Source organism: Pectobacterium nicotianae (genome assembly GCF_023272715.1).
Lineage (GTDB): Bacteria > Pseudomonadota > Gammaproteobacteria > Enterobacterales > Enterobacteriaceae > Pectobacterium > Pectobacterium brasiliense.
Window position 1 is genome coordinate 3,019,344 of sequence record NZ_CP096821.1, and the last position, 17,417, is coordinate 3,036,760.

At 49.2% G+C, this 17,417-nt stretch carries 14 protein-coding genes; 6 read left to right on the forward strand and 8 right to left on the reverse strand.

What is annotated here, in order from left to right:
• Positions 1-284 precede the first annotated feature (284 nt).
• Entirely contained in the window at positions 285-1,685 is a 1,401-nt protein-coding gene (locus MYB54_RS13510; RefSeq protein WP_014914979.1) for an EmmdR/YeeO family multidrug/toxin efflux MATE transporter, read from the forward strand.
• Between the two features lie 44 nt (positions 1,686-1,729).
• On the opposite strand, the gene MYB54_RS13515 is transcribed toward MYB54_RS13510, so the two are convergent.
• Both MYB54_RS13515 and ompX read right to left on the reverse strand, forming a co-directional pair.
• Entirely contained in the window at positions 1,730-2,899 is a 1,170-nt protein-coding gene (locus tag MYB54_RS13515) for an MFS transporter (protein WP_039500598.1), read from the reverse strand.
• A gap of 351 nt (positions 2,900-3,250) precedes the next feature.
• The gene (gene ompX / locus MYB54_RS13520; RefSeq protein ID WP_014914977.1) at positions 3,251-3,766 is read right to left on the reverse strand and encodes an outer membrane protein OmpX; all 516 of its coding nucleotides are present in this window, start codon (positions 3,764-3,766) and stop codon (positions 3,251-3,253) included.
• Positions 3,767-4,142: 376 nt separating this feature from the next.
• On the opposite strand from ompX, the gene rhtA reads away from it, so the two are divergent.
• On the forward strand, positions 4,143-5,030 hold the full coding sequence (rhtA, locus tag MYB54_RS13525) for a threonine/homoserine exporter RhtA (RefSeq protein WP_248720889.1): 888 nt from the start codon (positions 4,143-4,145) through the stop codon (positions 5,028-5,030).
• Here rhtA and MYB54_RS13530 read toward each other — a convergent pair.
• On the reverse strand, positions 5,018-5,569 hold the full coding sequence (locus MYB54_RS13530) for a P-loop NTPase family protein (RefSeq protein ID WP_248720890.1): 552 nt from the start codon (positions 5,567-5,569) through the stop codon (positions 5,018-5,020). The genes rhtA and MYB54_RS13530 overlap by 13 nt on opposite strands.
• 362 nt (positions 5,570-5,931) lie before the next feature.
• Here MYB54_RS13530 and dps point away from each other — a divergent pair, with 362 nt between their 5' ends.
• The 4 genes from dps to glnQ all read left to right on the forward strand — a co-directional run bounded on the left by dps (position 5,932) and on the right by glnQ (position 8,977).
• A complete protein-coding gene (gene dps, locus MYB54_RS13535; RefSeq protein ID WP_014914974.1) occupies positions 5,932-6,435 on the forward strand; it encodes a DNA starvation/stationary phase protection protein Dps in 504 nt (167 codons plus the stop codon).
• Positions 6,436-6,825: 390 nt separating this feature from the next.
• Positions 6,826-7,572, forward strand: coding sequence for a glutamine ABC transporter substrate-binding protein GlnH (gene glnH / locus MYB54_RS13540; RefSeq protein WP_010294862.1), 747 nt, complete (start codon positions 6,826-6,828; stop codon positions 7,570-7,572).
• Positions 7,573-7,598: 26 nt separating this feature from the next.
• Positions 7,599-8,258 (forward strand): glutamine ABC transporter permease GlnP, encoded by a 660-nt coding sequence (gene glnP, locus MYB54_RS13545; RefSeq protein ID WP_010294864.1) that lies wholly within the window; start codon positions 7,599-7,601, stop codon positions 8,256-8,258.
• The gene (glnQ, locus tag MYB54_RS13550; protein WP_014914973.1) at positions 8,255-8,977 is read left to right on the forward strand and encodes a glutamine ABC transporter ATP-binding protein GlnQ; all 723 of its coding nucleotides are present in this window, start codon (positions 8,255-8,257) and stop codon (positions 8,975-8,977) included. The genes glnP and glnQ overlap by 4 nt, the downstream gene beginning before the upstream one ends.
• A 51-nt stretch (positions 8,978-9,028) precedes the next feature.
• On the opposite strand, the gene MYB54_RS13555 is transcribed toward glnQ, so the two are convergent.
• From MYB54_RS13555 to MYB54_RS13575, 5 genes are all read right to left on the reverse strand, one after another.
• Positions 9,029-10,897 carry a M3 family metallopeptidase gene (locus MYB54_RS13555; RefSeq protein ID WP_248720891.1) on the reverse strand — a complete coding sequence of 623 codons (1,869 nt, stop codon included), beginning with the start codon at positions 10,895-10,897 and terminating at the stop codon, positions 9,029-9,031.
• A gap of 86 nt (positions 10,898-10,983) precedes the next feature.
• Positions 10,984-11,952, reverse strand: a complete 969-nt coding sequence (gene ybiB, locus MYB54_RS13560) for a DNA-binding protein YbiB (protein ID WP_248720892.1) — start codon at positions 11,950-11,952, stop codon at positions 10,984-10,986.
• A gap of 250 nt (positions 11,953-12,202) precedes the next feature.
• Positions 12,203-14,449, reverse strand: coding sequence for a hypothetical protein (locus MYB54_RS22100; protein ID WP_371928243.1), 2,247 nt, complete (start codon positions 14,447-14,449; stop codon positions 12,203-12,205).
• Positions 14,450-14,524: 75 nt separating this feature from the next.
• Complete coding sequence (locus MYB54_RS13570; RefSeq protein WP_248720893.1) at positions 14,525-15,142, reverse strand: tail fiber assembly protein; 618 nt, start codon at positions 15,140-15,142, stop codon at positions 14,525-14,527.
• On the reverse strand, positions 15,142-17,415 hold the full coding sequence (locus MYB54_RS13575) for a phage tail protein (RefSeq protein ID WP_248720894.1): 2,274 nt from the start codon (positions 17,413-17,415) through the stop codon (positions 15,142-15,144). The genes MYB54_RS13570 and MYB54_RS13575 overlap by 1 nt, the downstream gene beginning before the upstream one ends.
• Between the last annotated feature and the right edge of the window lie 2 nt (positions 17,416-17,417).

The window sequence follows — 17,417 nt, forward strand, 5'->3', positions numbered from 1 at the left end:
CTAATTAAGTAAAATCTAAATTAAATGATGGGCACGTGCAACAACTTTCCGCACGGAGAAAGCAATCCAGACTAGACATCGATTTAGCGGCTGATACTCTGTAAACAGAAACGCTATTTTAAAAAACAGCCATGCTGCCGCGATCCTACAAAATGGGTCAGTCACGGTATGGATAAGTCGCTGTATGCATAAGTACTGTGCAAAAATAATGCTATTTGCGAGCCACCTTGTGGCTCTGTTTACCGTGCCGACTGGGAAACTTGAGATACCGCCAAGATCGTTTCATGAAAAAATTAAAAGATACCGACTGGTATAAAAAACGTTACTCCAACCGCGTTCTCTTCTGGAGAGAAATCTCACCGCTCGCCTTCCCCATCTTTATTGAGGGCCTTTGCGTCGTGTTGATGGGGGTTTTCAGCACTTTCCTGGTCAGTTGGCTGGGAAAAGAGGCCATGGCAGCCGTCGGTCTGGCTGATAGCTTCAATATGGTTATCATCGCGTTCTTTACCGCCGTCGCATTAGGGACCGCCGTTGTTGTCGCGTTCAGCCTGGGACAACGCAACAGAAAGCAGGCACGATCGGCCGCTCGTCAGTCAATGTCATTACTGGTTCTGTCATCGTTTCTGTTGGTCGCTCTGGTTGAATTCGCCGGCTCAGCGATTATCGATCTGATCGCAGGACAGGCCGACGTGCAGGTTAAAGCACTTGCCCTCACGTTCCTTCGCTGGACGGTATGGGGATATCCTGCTGTCGCCATCGCGCTGGTAGGCTGTGGTGCGTTGCGGGGCGCAGGCAATACCAAGTTGCCTATGGTCATCAACATTGGGATGAATATTCTCAATATTGGCATCAGTAGCCTGCTGATTTACGGGGCATTTGCCTGGGATGGCCTTGGCTTTGTTGGCGCGGGCATTGGTATTACCATTTCGCGCTATATCGGCGCGGTATTCGTGATTCTGACGCTAATGCACGGTTTTAACGGTGCGCTGCGCATTCCCTTCAAGTCTTACTTTGCGCCTTTTACCCTGTCGATCCTTTATGAAGTACTCAGTATCGGTATTCCCGCCAGCATTGAATCCGTGATGTTTAACATCGGCAAGCTGATCACCCAGCGTTTTGTGGCAGATATGGGAACCGAGGTCATTGCCGGAAACTTTATTGCTTTCTCCATCTCAACGCTGATCAACCTTCCCGGTAATTCACTCGGTGCGGCCGCCACCATTATCGTTGGTACACGGCTAGGGAAAGGCCAAATCATGCAGTCCACCCGCCAGTTGAAGCACATCTTCTGGCTGTCCAATATCGGGCTGTGCGTACTTGCCGTCCTGTCGGTGCCCAGTGCCAGCTTTTTGGCATCGTTTTACACCAATGAGCCGGAAGTTATCGAAGTGGCAAAACATCTCCTGTGGCTCAACGCACTATTTATGCCGATCTGGGCGGCGTCCTGGGTGCTTCCTGCTGGTCTAAAAGGCGCGAAAGACGCCAGCTACACCATGTGGGTAGCAATGGCAGGCATGTGGGGATGTCGGGTCATCGCGGGATATATCCTCGGTGTGATGCTCGGTTTTGGCGTGATCGGCGTATGGATGGGGATGTTCTTTGACTGGATTGTACGCGGGTTCTTCTATTACCGCCGCCTAATGAGCGGACGCTGGCTATGGCGCTATCGCCCACCAACAAACTGATGATAGCGAGCGGAAACCCGCTCGCTGACAACACAACAAACCGCTTAGCGACTCGGACTCTTCACCGGAGCAAAACGGGTCGCCATGAGAATCAACACGACCACACCAACGGTCATGATCATCCAGGCCTGTTCCAGACCCGCCGTATGCTGACGAATGAAGCCGGCCAGCAAAGGCATCAGGCTGGCGAGGATGTAGCCACCGCCCTGCACAAAGCCCATCAGTGAACCGGTTTTATGTGATTCGGTCACCTGATCCAACGCCACAATCAGCGACAGCGGGAACAGCGCACCAATGCCAACGCCCAGCATGATAATGATGGGATACGTAAACGTCAGCGGTGCCACAATCAACCCAATCATTCCCACCAGCATCACGGTCAGGATAGGAAGCAACAGCTTGCGTCGATCGGGAAAACGGTTGATGAACGTTGATACCAGCAGGCCGGAAATCACTTCCGTCAGCGTTAATCCGCCCAACATCAGGCCGCTTTGCGTCGCATCTAACCCCAATTGAATGTAATACGGCGGCAGCCATGCCAGCACCAGCGTATACGCACCCGTACCAATACCGAAGAACACCATCAGCAGCCAGTCCATTCCGCTTCGGCGCGTTGCTACAACAGCCACCGCATCCTGTTTCACGGTATACGCTTTAGGGATACACCGCCAGGCCACCGCAGCCACCAGCGCCACAATTCCCCAGCAGGCCAGCGCACTTTGCCAGCCCCACACATTTGCCAGCGGAGAAACCGATGAAGCCGCAAACGCCGCACCGGTCATAATCGCCGTGGTATAAAAACCCATGAGGAGACTGCTATGGCGACCAAAATGGAGCTTGATAAACGACGGCACCAGCGCCTGAATCAAGGCGATCCCGATTCCGGCAAGCGCGGCGCTAACCAGCAGCGCAATGCCGCTATTCAGCCACCAGCGGGCGCTGCACGCCAAGGCAATGACCACAATACCCAGCGTGATTCCCCGATATTCACCAAGACGCGCCTGCAACTGGCCGCCATATAACGCACACCACCCCATAGCGAACACCGGGAGCGTAGTTAACATTCCAGCCATACTGTCATCCAGGCCTGTTGCAGCCTGAATCTGATTCAGCAATGGGCCAATCCCCGCCAGAACAGGACGTAAATTCAGCCCCAGCAGGATAATTGTGAAGAACAGAAAAGCCCGCGTGCGGGCCGTTGATGTCACTGCCATGTATAACCTCAATAGCTTGAGTAAATCACTACGACTTGATGAACATTATCTTCACATAAAGAATCTTAACGTCAAGATAAAATCTTATGACAGACCGATACCGCATGAATTTGATCAATGCCGATAAGCGCATTCGGATATCAACCGACTGGAAAGTGACTGATGAAACTCGACACAGGTTTGACAAACAGCCATAAAAAAACGTCGGGAACGTTTCTCAACGTCGCTTGCGACGGCCCGCAGGGTGGCGGGCAGGAAGCTCGCCATAAAAAAATCCGCCCTAAAAAGAGCGGATTCTTCCGACACATCTAACAACCAACGCCGAGGGTAAGTAAACCCTACAGGGTTAGATTAGAAGCGGTAACCTACGCCAACAGCCCAGGCACCAACGTCAACACTGCGGATACGGCTTTGTTCGTAACCCACATCCAGAGCAACGTCCTGCATTGGGTTGAACTGAACACCTGCACCGTAGGTGAAGCCGTAATCGTCGTTGCTGCTGTTGTTCAGACCGTTGGTCGCGTTATTCGTTACTTTACCGTGGCTGAAACCAACAACGCCGTACAGGCTTGCCCAGTCATTCAGACGGTAAGCTGGACCCGCAGTGAAGCCCATGTACTGACCTTTGCTGTAAAGACCGTTATCGCTACCATTTTTTTCCAGGTAAGTGAATGAGCTAATAACGCCCAGTGGGTTATTATCTTGCTCATAACGATATTTCAGGTTAAAACCTTTAACTTTATTTTGTACGCCCTGAGCATCACCTTGAGCATAGCCTGCAGTTACAGTACTTTGACCAGCAAATGCAGAACCTGCGCCAACGGCTAATACACAAGCCAGAGCGGAAAGACACGCGATTTTTTTCATATTTACAGCCTCGAATTTATTTTATGAAAGACTAACTAACGCAGTAAATATAACAAAGAAATTCGGGACTTGCCGCCCTATAAATATTTATCAATTAGGCTTTAGATGTAACAAATATTGTCAAAAACAACCTATCATACTAATTATATTGATTTTTTTATTGTGACAATTAGATTAAAAATAAATTCACCACAACGCAGTAAAACAGACAATTCCGAATTACCCGCTCAGTTTGTACGCTAATTGCATTGTACAAAAACACATCAGTTAAATGATGCGTAAATAAAGGTCAATAAAAGTCAACTCATACCAGACAAATTGTTTACAATTGGATATAATAGCAACGGAATGTTATACCTGTTTTAAGGCCAAAAGAATGACCTTATTTTCCCATCGCTCATCATCATTTGTCCCTGTATTGCTCATCATTATCTCGATGCTTTCTATCCAAAGCGGTGCCGCTCTGGCCAAAAATTTGTTTCCACTTATTGGAGCCACTGGCGTCACGGCACTGCGTCTGGGAATTGGTACGATCATCCTGTGCATCATCTTCAAGCCGTGGCGTATGCGATTTAGCAGTAACCGCCTGCCGCTGCTGGTGTATGGCATGACACTGGGCGGGATGAACTTTCTGTTCTACCTGTCATTACAGACGGTGCCGCTTGGCATTGCTGTCGCACTGGAATTCACCGGCCCGCTTGCCGTTGCTATGTTAGCCTCACGCAGGCCGATTGATTTTCTGTGGGTTTTTCTGGCCGTTGCCGGACTATGGTTCTTATTGCCGCTGGGACACAATATCGGCAATGTTGACTTAACGGGTGCGGCTTGCGCTGTGGGTGCGGGTGCCTGTTGGGCACTTTATATTCTGTTTGGGCAAAAAGCAGGAGCAAATCACGGGCCTGGAACCGTCGCTATCGGCTCCTGCATTGCTGCGCTGATCTTCTGCCCTATTGGTGCATATTACGCTGAGAGCACGCTGTTCTCGCTCTCGATACTCCCGCTCGGTATTGCCGTCGCCATTCTGTCCACCGCGCTTCCTTATTCTCTGGAAATGGTGGCATTAACCCGTCTGCCTGCCAGAACGTTCAGCACGCTGATGAGTATGGAACCCGCTATTGCCGCCCTCTCCGGGATTCTTTTTCTCAGCGAACATTTATCGTTCATACAGTGGATGGCGCTGATCTTTATTATCATCGCGTCAATCGGTGCAACGCTGACAATAAAACCTGCAGGTGAGGCAAAAGTAACGACTCAAGCCGAATGAGTGTGTATTTCCTTGGGAAAGTGTTGCAGAAAAGTTTCACATTCCCGAGGAGAACGCAAAGTAATAAAACGGATATGACGATAGTGAGGATCGGCTAAATCCGCCAAATACCGTTTCCGGTTTCTTGAATAGGTTTTTATTGTCCAGAGGATAATTGAATTCCGACTAAAGAAACTGCGGAGAAAAGACTCTTTATTACCCGTGCCGCTCCAGAGCTCCTCTTTACGCCATGCCCGAAGAAAGGCACGCCGTACCGCCTGAAAAAGCGTACGGCTAAAGCTGTAATCGACCCAAATCACGACATCAACATTGCGCCATTTGATATCACGCGTTCGATTATAGTTGCCATCCAGCACCCAGTTTTCAGGCTCCAGCGCGTTTTCAAGCCGTTGAAAAAAATCGGCATCCGTCCGTTCTTGCCAGTCATTCAGCCAAAACAACGCATCCATTTCAACGTACGGAATGGCCAGCTTGTCAGACAAGCGACGAGCAAGCGTAGATTTGCCACTTCCACTGGTGCCAATAATATTCACTCTCATTCGCCACAACTCCCTTTACTCGTACTCACGATATTTTAAGAAGAAAACGATACATTTTAAGAAGAAAATTACGCGGTCATTCTATTTAAGAAATAGCGGAGAATAATAACTATTTTCACCTAACCAGTAATGACATTTATCAATATATAACATTATGTTTCAGTGGTAATTAAAATATTACCCTGACATCACCGCAGGCACATTATTGATATCAGATAAATCCTGACTACAAATACCCACACCATCGTTATGCTATAGCTATCCATTTGATAGGTAATTCTTTTCAATATTAATTTTTATCACTGCTATAATTAACCACATTGAACAGCAAGACTATCAATAATTAAAGAGAGGATACTATTATGCCTACCGCTAAACTCGTGAAATCAGTACCGTCCGAACTGCTTTACACTCGTAATGATTTGGACGATAGCGTTAAGACCTCGACGATCGCGCTGTTAAACCAACTGGTTGTTGATTTCATCGACCTGTCATTGATTACCAAACAGGCGCACTGGAACATGCGCGGTGCAAACTTCATCGCCGTTCATGAAATGCTGGATGGCTTCCGCACCTCGATTATTGACCATCAGGATACCATCGCCGAGCGCGTGGTGCAGATAGGCGGCGTTGCGCTGGGTACTGTGCAAGTCGTGGGTAAACAAACCTCACTGAAAAGCTACCCAACCACTATCCATAGCGTTCAGGATCATCTGAAAGCACTGGCCGAACGCTACGCGATTGTTGCCAACAACGTACGCAAAGCCATTGGTAAAACGGAAGATGAGGCCTCTGCGGATATTCTAACCGCCGCATCACGCGATCTGGATCAGTTCCTGTGGTTCATTGAATCAAACATCGAATAGTCGACGTTATCACCCCGCGAACGCGTTCAAGGCTGCTTAGGCAGCCTTTTTTCTGCCAATCTCCCGAATCAAGCCGCCCTCTTTTCTGGCATAACCCGCACAAACTACGCATTTTATCCGTTAAGACGCTCAAAAAATTAGCTTTTGCCCGTATTAATTGGCCATAACGCTAATCAACGGTTGTTTCCCTTCTGTAAATCAGTTAATCATAGCAGCGCCTTGCCTGAGCGAATCGGAGGTGAAAATTTCACCGCTAGCAAGGTAATAAATAAAGCAACAGGTTAAGCACAGCGCAGGGTAACTGACTCAGGTTTCACTTTCGTACGATGTACTATGCTTAAAACGCCTGTAAAACAAAAAGCTCCCACAACTGCTAATAGGAAGGGTTTAATGAAATCACTACTTAAGGCCTCTTTGGCTGCACTGACGCTGATGATGAGCGTATCTAGCTATGCTGCTGAGAAAGAACTGATTGTCGCTACAGACACCGCTTTCGTCCCTTTTGAATTCAAACAAGGCGACAAGTACGTCGGTTTTGACATCGACCTCTGGGATGCTATCGCTAAACAGCTCAACCTGAAGTACACCCTGAAGCCAATGGACTTCGGCGGCATTATTCCTGCACTGCAAACACGTAACATCGATCTGGCACTCGCAGGCATTACGATTACTGAAGAGCGCAAAAAAGCAATCGATTTCTCTGACGGCTATTACAACAGCGGCCTGCTGGTAATGGTCAAAGCAGACAACAACGACATCAAAGGCGAGCAGGATTTGGCAGGTAAAGTGCTGGCAGTGAAGAGCGGCACCGGTTCCGTTGATTACGCGAAAGCCAATATCAAAACCAAAGATCTGCGCCAGTTCCCGAACATCGACAACGCCTATATGGAACTGGGCACCAACCGTGCTGACGCCGTGCTGCACGATACGCCAAATATTCTCTACTTCATCAAAACCGCAGGCAACGGCCAGTTTAAAGCGGTAGGTGATTCCATTAAAGCCCAGCAATACGGCATCGCGTTCCCGAAAGGCAGCAACGAGCTGCGTGAAAAAGTGAATGGCGCCCTGAAAACACTGCGTGAAAACGGCACTTATGCTGAGATCTACAAGAAGTGGTTTGGCGTAGAACCTAAGTAATTGCCGATTTAATCTGGAGATATTCCATGCAGTTTGACTGGAGCGCCATTTGGCCTTCTCTGCCCCTCCTGATGGAAGGGGCAAAAATGACGTTGTTGATTTCTGTTCTGGGTCTGCTTGGCGGCCTGGTGATTGGCGTGGTCGCGGGTTTTGCCCGCGCCTACGGCGGCTGGTTTTCCAGCCGCATTTCGCTCGTTTTTATTGAAATTATTCGCGGCACCCCGATCGTTGTGCAGGTGATGTTTATTTACTTCGCCTTGCCAATGATTTTCACATCCGTACGCATCGACCCTTTTGCCGCCGCCGTTGTCACCATCATGATTAACTCTGGTGCTTACATCGCGGAAATCACTCGTGGCTCGGTATTGTCGATTCATAACGGTTTCCGTGAAGCGGGTCTGGCGCTTGGGCTGTCTCGCAGCGCGACGTTACGCCATGTGATTGCCCCACTCGCCCTGCGTCGCATGCTGCCGCCGCTGGGTAACCAGTGGATTATCAGCATCAAAGATACGTCACTGTTTATTGTCATCGGCGTGGCTGAACTCACGCGTTCAGGTCAGGAAATCATCGCGGGCAACTTCCGTGCGCTGGAAATCTGGACTGCGGTTGCCATTATTTACCTGTGCATCACGCTGATCCTCAGCTTTATTCTGCGTCGTCTGGAAAGAAGACTTAAGATTATATGATTGAATTTAAAAACGTATCCAAACACTTTGGCAAGACACAGGTCTTACACAATATCGATCTCACCATCGGTCAGGGTGAAGTTGTGGTCATCATCGGGCCTTCGGGTTCGGGTAAATCCACGCTGCTGCGCTGCATCAACAAGCTGGAAGAAATTACCAGCGGCGAATTGGTTGTTGATGGCCTGAAAGTAAACGATCCGCGCGTTGACGAGCGTTTAATTCGTCAGGAAGCCGGGATGGTATTCCAGCAGTTTTATCTGTTCCCGCATCTTACCGCGCTGGAAAACGTCGCGTTCGGCCCTATTCGGGTTCGCGGCGCGAGTAAAGCCGATGCCGAGAAGCTGGCGCTGGAATTACTGGCGAAAGTGGGTCTGTCAGAACGCGCGCATCATTACCCTTCCGAGCTTTCCGGCGGTCAACAGCAGCGTGTCGCTATCGCCCGTGCGTTAGCGGTTAAACCAAAGCTGATGCTGTTTGATGAGCCGACATCGGCACTCGACCCGGAACTGCGTCATGAAGTGCTGACCGTCATGAAAGATCTGGCCGAAGAAGGCATGACGATGGTCATCGTCACTCACGAAGTGGGCTTTGCCCATAAAGTGGCTTCACGTCTGATCTTTATTGATAAAGGCCGCATCGCAGAAGATGGCGACCCGGAAACGCTGATTACGAATCCACCCAGCGACCGTCTGCGTGAATTCCTGCAACACGTATCTTGATCAACAAGGGGGCTTTCGCCCCCTTTCTCTTACTTGTGATGCCAGCGAACGTTATGCCTGCGAACGCGGATATTCTCGTTCAATAAACGCCGCAAAATCCTGGCACATCTTCTCATCGCTCTGTTCATTATCCGCCAGCACGCGGCTACCATCGACCACGCGAATACGCGCAGACAGATCGAAATCTGCAGCAGGCTGAGGACGAGCTGCCGCCTTCGCCATCATTCCTTCTGCCTGTTGCCAGGCTTCATCAACCGTCAGATTACAGGCCTGCGCCAGATAAGCGGGGTTGAAGCCCTCACCGGTCAGGCTACGCAGCGTATCGTCATGACTTACGCTATTGCCCGGATGCCAATAGTGTTGTGCCAAATCAGGGCCGATAGCCGGGTTATCCGTCAGATAACCGTCACGTTGCAGGAAATAGCTGCGCGTCTGCTCCACCGCCATCAATGCCAGCAGGTATCCCTGATAAGAACACGCCGACTCCATAGACAGCAGATGAGGGATCGCCAGCGTCGGGCGTGGGCTACCGCTAATACCCAAAATACGCTGCTCGGTGTCGCGCGCCAGTTTCGTCATCGCTTCTGGTGTACGCGCTTCGTCGTCCCACGAATAGAGTTGCCACTCAAAATACGGCACCAGCAGGATGTGTCGCTCACTAAAGGCTCGCATTGGCTGTTGCGTGCTAATGTCCGCACGGATTAATTCATCAGGGACCGTCTCTCCCTGCGCATTTTTTGCATAGCGTTTTAACCAGTCGGCATCGCCCAGCAGGCTGTCGCAAAACATGGACTGCGTTTCTGCATAAGCCATTGAGGTTGGCGGGAACTCTTGCGAAAAGCAGGGGGCGTTCTGCCGAATATTGGCAAAATGCGCGGCGTGCCCACCTTCATGAAACAGCGTATTAATGCCGCTGGCACCGCTGCCAATTTGATCCGGCTTTGCCAGACTGGTGAAATTAATCCGTGCCGGAACCCATTTTCCTTCCTGCACAAACGGCGGCACCGGGCCATGCATAAAGCCGTTCTCGTATTTACCTTTGCGCACCAGCAAATCGAGCTGCATTTCTGCACCGTTAAACCCAATACGCAGACGCTTAAAGCTGTTGATCCAACGCTCCAGCGACGCGGAGAAAGGGAAATAGGGATCGAGCTGGCGCGTCACATCGCCCGCGCTGGCATAGCGAATATTCCACGGCTGCAGAGCCTCTTCGCCCTTTTCATCCACCAGATTTTTCAGGCTGCGAGTATTCGCTTCACGCGTTTGTTCTTCAAAAGGATCGAGGATGGCAAAAAGCTGCTCAGGCGTCATCCGCTCCGTCTTGTTGACCTTATAGTCAAAATAGTTGCGGTAGCCCATCTGACGGGCAAAACGGTTACGCAGTGAAATCAGCTCAGGGAAGCCATTCTGCAACAGCCACTGTTCGAGATCGCGCAGCGCCTGTTGGGAACTTTGACGATAAGCTTCGGTATCATTGGTCGTCTGGTTGGTCAGCAGTTCTCCGAGCGAGGCGGAAACACGCTCACCTTTGGCATCCAGATGCGTCATTTCATAGGATTTACGCTTGGCGTATAACGCACTTTCGGCGGTGATAATCTCATCCATCAGCGCCTGAGCCTGCGGATCTTCAATCACATTGCAGTCGAAAAACCGATACCAGCCTTGCAAACCGTGCGACAGCGCCTGCTGTTGCTCATCACGAGGACTGTTTTCCAGTGTCGCAAGATGGGTTCTTAGCTCAGCCAGACGCTGCGGCTGCGAAATAAAACGCTTATACGCACTTTCTGCGGCGGAGAAATGCTCGGACACGTCATCGTTGCCCGTTCCCATATACAGTTGCCAAAACAGTTCTTCTTTCGCCTGATGAACCGCAAGATAGTCGCGATTCAAGGCGTTAAAATAGTCCGCTACCTGTTGCATGCTATTCCTTCTCTCTTCAAATGGCAGCCGCCTGGCTGCGTGAAGTGGCGCGGTAAACCGCGTCCGAATCCGCTCCGGCAAACCAATCAGCCAAGGCGTTTCTTAATCGTGGCGACAGCCTGTTCCATTGTCGCCGCTTCGCCGGCAGCAACCAGACAGCACGCCAGCTGCAGACGGATCGCCTGCGGGATGGCAATTTCACCCGTCAGGCACTGTACCGTCCAGCGCGCCGTGGTTGCGGCATCCTTAGCAATCGGCAATGCATCGGGTGCGACGCTGATCTCCTGCCGAAGCTGCAGCACTTTGGTATTTTGCTGATGAATAAAATGAATTTCTGGGCAGCGCTGCGGGTTGGCATAAACCTCCCCTTCCGTGCCGTGCATCAGAAGTGCACGCCCGTTGATGTCATTAAAAAACGTCCCCACGCGGGAAACATATTCAGGATGGGAAACGCTGGCAACGCGCAGCGCGTCGCTTTCACCAAACGGCGTCGCCACCTTAGCCAGCGTGTGGCTACTGTTACGCACCCCCATCCGCCAGCGCAGTTGTAACTGGCGATCGATGGCCGGACATAATGTCGAGACAGGGATAAAGACCGGGCTGCCGTTATCAAGCTCCTGCTGCGCCTGCTCGGCATTCTCCGCAATCGTCACGCCAAGATTACGCAAAATTTCGGCGCTGGTAACACGGGTCGGATCGTCGCTGACGCCGTGAACCACGACCGGAAAACCCAGTTTTGCCAACAGCAGTGCCAACAGTGGCGTCAGGTTTGCCTGCTTCCGCGCCCCATTATAGCTGGGAACCACGATGGGCATAGGGAAGCCCGCAGGCGGGGTCAGGCGCAACACATGCTCATTCATCGCCTGATAAAAACCCAACATCTCGGCTTCCGATTCGCCTTTGATGCGAAACGCAATCAGCAGCCCACCGAGCTCCAGCTCCGGCACGTCACCGCGCAGCATCGCGCTATACAGTTCATAAGCCGTTGCCTGATCGACATCACGCGCATGATTTTTCCCGCGCCCCACTTCTTTGATAATTTTGGTGTAATCCATGCTGGCCTCTTATTGTCGGCGACACAGTAAAGAACTTATCAATGAAAATAACATGTTTGGTGGGGTTCTGGTGATTCTGACGCAAAGGAAATTGCTATCGCGCCTCTGTTTGGCCAGTTGATGCACCGCACGATAAATGCGGCACATCCTGCGCGATAAATTAATTGTCTGTGTTGTTATGCATACTGAAAAACACATGACAATATCAGGCGTTATTGTCTGCTTCTGACGTTATCCAGTTTAAACACCATCAGACGTCGTAAACCATGACAGTAACCATCGAAGAAATGATAATACCGTCCGTGTTGTTGTCTGACACACAAACCGAGATATGGCTGTTATCAAGAAAATCCGCATGTGCAATGGAGCCAAACCGCTGGTTAACAAAATTCTTACGGCCGTAGACTTGAATAGGAATTGCAAAATATGAGCTTAATTCAGACTCAGCATGAGCAATAATCGGGGCACGAAGGTTTGAAACTGGTGTATCTAGCTCCACATTCATCTGATAGTACAACCCATCAATCTCAGCAACCTGTCCAATCGCACGCATCCCCACTTCACGGTAAACCAATCCCATAATATAGAAAGATTTTTTTGCACCAACAGCAACCCCGTGATTAGGATAATTAATTTCCCACATACCATTAGACGCATTAAGGCCACTATCCATTGTGATCTTTGTTACAGGGAAACTTCCAGCTAGGCGGCGACGAACATATGGCGCACTGATCACATCAGTAAGGGTTGCATCAACCAAAACCATCTTTGTCACCCCCAGTTCGACATAATACCCTTGGTCTTGACGCGTAATGTAGCAACGCAATGTGTTTGCATTCACTGCGGTGAATTCAACACCAACAGCATTCATTGGGGAGTATTGACCTAATGCCTTCAACTTGAGGCCAAGGTTCAAGTTAATGTCCGTTGTGCCATCAAACTCAACACCATTAATTTTTCGTGGTGTCGCCAATTTATTTGCCGCAACTGCAGTTCCAGCAACAGGTAATGCCCCAATCTCAGCAGCCGTCGGTTTATCCTGATCGCTATAAATACGCGCCCATGGTTTTTCAAATCCGCTATTATCACGGGAACTCCGATACATCAAACCACTATTCGAATAACCGAAATGAAATTGGGCTGAAGATGCAGAACCAGTATTTAATCCCATATGCCAGATAAGAGATGAATAGCCTCCATTATCTTTCAGGTAGGCACCTGTCGGGCTATTCCAGGCAAGATCGCTGTCCGGATAGACAACACCTGATGAGCCTTGGTGAACATAAGTATTATCGGCATCAGTTTTTGTTATAGCACCCACTTCAGCTGCAGTCGGTTTAAACCCTGTGTGGTATCCCTGGTGCCATTTATCCTTAACTAAAATATTGAGTGAGCCTTTCGTTCTAAGAGCAACTTCACTATTTACATCACCCACCTGAATAGAATTATCAGATGCAAGCCAGAGCATTTCACGATAGGTATTATCCGGGAAAACGCCTGTAATGCGTTTTTCCAGAGGCAGGTCAAGATTACCGCCTAAACGAACGCCACCTGACATAACGCCGCCGGTTTTTGGTAATGCACCAGCAGCAAGATTAACCGTCTCAGTCAAACCGAGGTTTGCGGGGGTCAGTGTGATATTAGCCGTGCCGTCAAACGGTACCCCGTTGATCGTACGCGGAGTCGCCAACTTTGCCGCCGCCTGAGCAACCGCCTTCTCTGATAACGCACCAATATCGGCTGCTGTCGGTTTATTCTTCGTATTGTAATCACGTCTCCAACCGGGAGAATAATCAAACCCGTTATAGATATAAGTAAATTGTGCATTCGCTGAATCGCTAAGCCCAACTGGCGTTGTTGAAGGTGTTGTCACCCTGATTGTCGTGGCACCGTTTTGCCCCATAACCTCAACAACAGAGCCAGCCAGTGGTATCTGACCACACTCCGTATCAGAGATGATTTTATTGTGGGAGTACGACCACGAACCACGACACACCCAATAAGCATGAACAAAGGCGCCCTGACTTTCTAACCAGCCAATAAACTCGGCTGTTGTCCATAAACCGGCACTGCCGCCAATGGGGATCGAGGAGCTGTATGCACGCGATGAACCCAGGTTACGGTTAAATAGTTCTCTATCCTGAATATCCGCACCGTTTTGGTCTTTCGCCAGTTTCGTCGCGCTGGCCGAGCGCACAAATGCCGTCGTCGCCACCTGCTGACTATTGCTGTCAGTTGCAGGTGTTGGCGCTTTCGGCGTGCCGGTGAAGGTGGGATTCGCCTTCGGTGCATATTGCGTATGCGGATCGGCGGTGGCGACGTGTGTCGCCAGATCGCTGCCCGTTTTTTCCTGTTCTTTTTTCAAATAGCTGGTACGACTGGCTAACTCTTTAGCCTGTCGGTTTGAAACGCCGTCCGGTCCACCTGCGACCGGATCTGACGTTTCGATTTGATAAATGCCGTCAACCCATTGTGGGTTCTCTGATAAATTAGCCATTCCTAAGCGCTCGCATAATTATAATCAAGGTTATATATTTTCTTCCGAATTTAATAAATATCGATAACAGGTAAGTTATAGATTTGGCGAGTTTGGCCAACTAATACCCACTGAATAAATATCAATGCGACTGAGCAATACAACGTATTTCTTCCACTCTAGCAACGCTGTTTTCTCCTCGTCTGTCGCAATATCTAAATTAATTGCATACGTCAGTTCATTAATGCGTGATGATGCAACAGTTTTACGCGATGCCAGTTCCTGCTGGGCTATTTTGACTGCTGCTGCACGTTGTGCTTCAGCATCAGTGACCCATGTGTTTCCATCCCACTTGTCAAATTCCGTCGCCGGTTTTAATAGCGTCATGTTATCTGGCAGCTCGCCTAACTGTGTAACCACCTGTGCCTGACGAGTTTCTTTGCTGTAAACGCTCTGATCGCGATAATCCAGTACATGCTCCCATTTCAAGCCATTATTAGAACGGCGCAATGCCAAATCAGCAGGAGGGATTTCTGGAACATCAATATAACTATCAGCAGGAATACCGACGCCAACAGGCAAATACTCATAATTAGCACCGATATATTCTCGACTGACTGGATGAACTTGATAAACAGTAATCCAACCAGCCTGAGCGCTAAAGCCTGATTCATTCATTTTTGCTGCTTTCACTTCAATAGAATAATTTTTCATTATGCTGCTCTCACGATGTAGTTAAATGCGATATTTCGGGGATGGGTATCTCCAGTGAGATTCATATCATTTCCCGCGCCATTCAATGACTCCAATCTTTCCTCTATCTCCCAACTCCCTGACCCAACCATTAAGCGTCCAGCCTCTATCGCTCCAGGGATGACACCATTTCTTCCCCATCCCACAGCAGGAATAGGTGGTATAAATGCAGATTGTGAACTCATCAATTTGCGATCAGTATCCACGCCTCGTCCATCATCCCAACCGCGGATAAATTCACCACGAAGATCGGGCAATATCCCTGCGGGATAAGCTTGTGCTAAAAGTGGATAGATACTTTTATCAAATGTTTGCCCACTACATTTTAACCAACCAGAAGGAGCGGTTATCTGTGGCCAGGGCATAGGGATACCAACAAATTCATTGAGAGATAATGCCCCAATCTCAGCCGCCGTAGGTTTATCCTGATCGCTATAAATACGTGCCCATGGTTTTTCAAATCCGCTATTATCACGGGAACTTCGATACATCAAACCACTATTTGAATAGCCGAAATGAAATTGGGCTGCTGATGCAGAACCAGTATTTAGTCCCATATGCCAGATAAGAGAGGTATCTCCTCCATTATCTTTTAAGTAGGCGCCCGTAGGACTATTCCATGCAAGGTCATCGTTTTTATAAATAACGCCCAATGAACCCTGACGAACATAATTAATATCAGCATCTGATTTTGTTATAGCCCCAATATCCGATGCTGTAGGTTTATTATCGGAGTGATAAATTTTTACGGGTTTCAGCCATGCACCATTATTTTGTTTGTATATCGATATATCATATGAATTCGACAACATATTTTCTTCAACAATAGCCATCCCATATAAACCATTGTTTTTATCACCATTTTCAGGAACCCCTCCTAAGTGTCGCACTGATATATGGGTTTTCCAACTGCCATCAATAAGAGCACGACTGCCCATTTCTTGTTGTTGAGATAATTGATGTAGATACTCATTAATATTTGATGGTTTTGAAAGGGTAACGCCTAATGCATTCGCCACCCCACCTTTTTTAGAACCAGCCCAGTTATATTGCCACTCTCCCCATAGGCCATGAATCGTATTAATTGTTGCAGTACGAACGCGATTATCATCTCCAATAGGCGTAAAGGATATCGCAATCAATGTCCCATAAAAATCATTATGCTGAATAACTGACCAAAGCAACAAACAGTCACTAAATTCAGGTGGACGGTCTGCAATAGTGGTATTACACCAATACAGTCCCGACGGTGTATCCACCTTAAAGTAATCAATAATTTTTGAATTAAATGGTAACGGGATCGCCTTTCCCCCCCACCCAAATTCCCCTTTGTTCATCACGTTACCCAAACCGAGGTTTGCGGGGGTCAGTGTGATATTAGCCGTGCCGTCAAACGGTACCCCGTTGATCGTACGCGGAGTCGCCAACTTTGCCGCCGCCTGAGCAACCGCCTTCTCTGATAACGCACCAATATCGGCTGCTGTCGGTTTATTCTTCGTATTGTAATCACGTCTCCAACCGGGAGAATAATCAAACCCGTTATAGACATAAGTAAATTGTGCATTCGCTGAATCGCTAAGCCCAGCTGGCGTTGTTGAAGGTGTTGTCACCCTGATTGTCGTGGCACCGTTTTGTCCCATAACCTCAACAACAGAGCCAGCCAGTGGTATCTGACCACACTCCGTATCAGAGATGATTTTATTGTGGGAGTACGACCACGAACCACGACACACCCAATAAGCATGAACAAAGGCGCCCTGACTTTCTAACCAGCCAATAAACTCGGCTGTTGTCCATAAACCGGCACTTCCTCCGATGGAGATCGAGGAGCTGTATGCACGCGATGAACCCAGATTGCGGTTAAATAGCTCTCGATCCTGAATATCCGCACCGTTTTGGTCTTTCGCCAGTTTCGTCGCACCGGCCGAGCGCACAAATGCCGTCGTCGCGATCTGCTGACTATTGCTGTCAGTTGCAGGCGTTGGCGCTTTCGGTGTACCGGTGAAGGAGGGATTCTCCTTCGGTGCATATTGCGTATGCGGATCAGAGGCGGCGGCGTGTGTCGCCAGATCGCTGCCCGTTTTTTCCTGCTCTTTTTTCAAGTAGCTGGTACGACTGGCCAATTCTTTAGCCTGTCGGTTTGAAACGCCGTCCGGTCCACCTGCGACCGGATCTGACGTTTCGATTTGGTAAATGCCGTCAACCCATTGTGGGTTCTCTGACAAATTCGCCATGT

Coding starts and splice junctions, on each gene's coding strand:
- glnH (WP_010294862.1), top strand. CDS start 6,826: ATGAAATCACTACTTAAGGCCTCTTTGGCTGCACTGACGCTGATGATG.
- MYB54_RS22100 (WP_371928243.1), bottom strand. CDS start 14,449: ATGGCTAATTTATCAGAGAACCCACAATGGGTTGACGGCATTTATCAA.
- MYB54_RS13570 (WP_248720893.1), bottom strand. CDS start 15,142: ATGAAAAATTATTCTATTGAAGTGAAAGCAGCAAAAATGAATGAATCA.
- ybiB (WP_248720892.1), bottom strand. CDS start 11,952: ATGGATTACACCAAAATTATCAAAGAAGTGGGGCGCGGGAAAAATCAT.
- MYB54_RS13515 (WP_039500598.1), bottom strand. CDS start 2,899: ATGGCAGTGACATCAACGGCCCGCACGCGGGCTTTTCTGTTCTTCACA.
- glnQ (WP_014914973.1), top strand. CDS start 8,255: ATGATTGAATTTAAAAACGTATCCAAACACTTTGGCAAGACACAGGTC.
- dps (WP_014914974.1), top strand. CDS start 5,932: ATGCCTACCGCTAAACTCGTGAAATCAGTACCGTCCGAACTGCTTTAC.
- MYB54_RS13510 (WP_014914979.1), top strand. CDS start 285: ATGAAAAAATTAAAAGATACCGACTGGTATAAAAAACGTTACTCCAAC.
- glnP (WP_010294864.1), top strand. CDS start 7,599: ATGCAGTTTGACTGGAGCGCCATTTGGCCTTCTCTGCCCCTCCTGATG.
- ompX (WP_014914977.1), bottom strand. CDS start 3,766: ATGAAAAAAATCGCGTGTCTTTCCGCTCTGGCTTGTGTATTAGCCGTT.
- rhtA (WP_248720889.1), top strand. CDS start 4,143: ATGACCTTATTTTCCCATCGCTCATCATCATTTGTCCCTGTATTGCTC.
- MYB54_RS13575 (WP_248720894.1), bottom strand. CDS start 17,415: ATGGCGAATTTGTCAGAGAACCCACAATGGGTTGACGGCATTTACCAA.
- MYB54_RS13530 (WP_248720890.1), bottom strand. CDS start 5,569: ATGAGAGTGAATATTATTGGCACCAGTGGAAGTGGCAAATCTACGCTT.
- MYB54_RS13555 (WP_248720891.1), bottom strand. CDS start 10,897: ATGCAACAGGTAGCGGACTATTTTAACGCCTTGAATCGCGACTATCTT.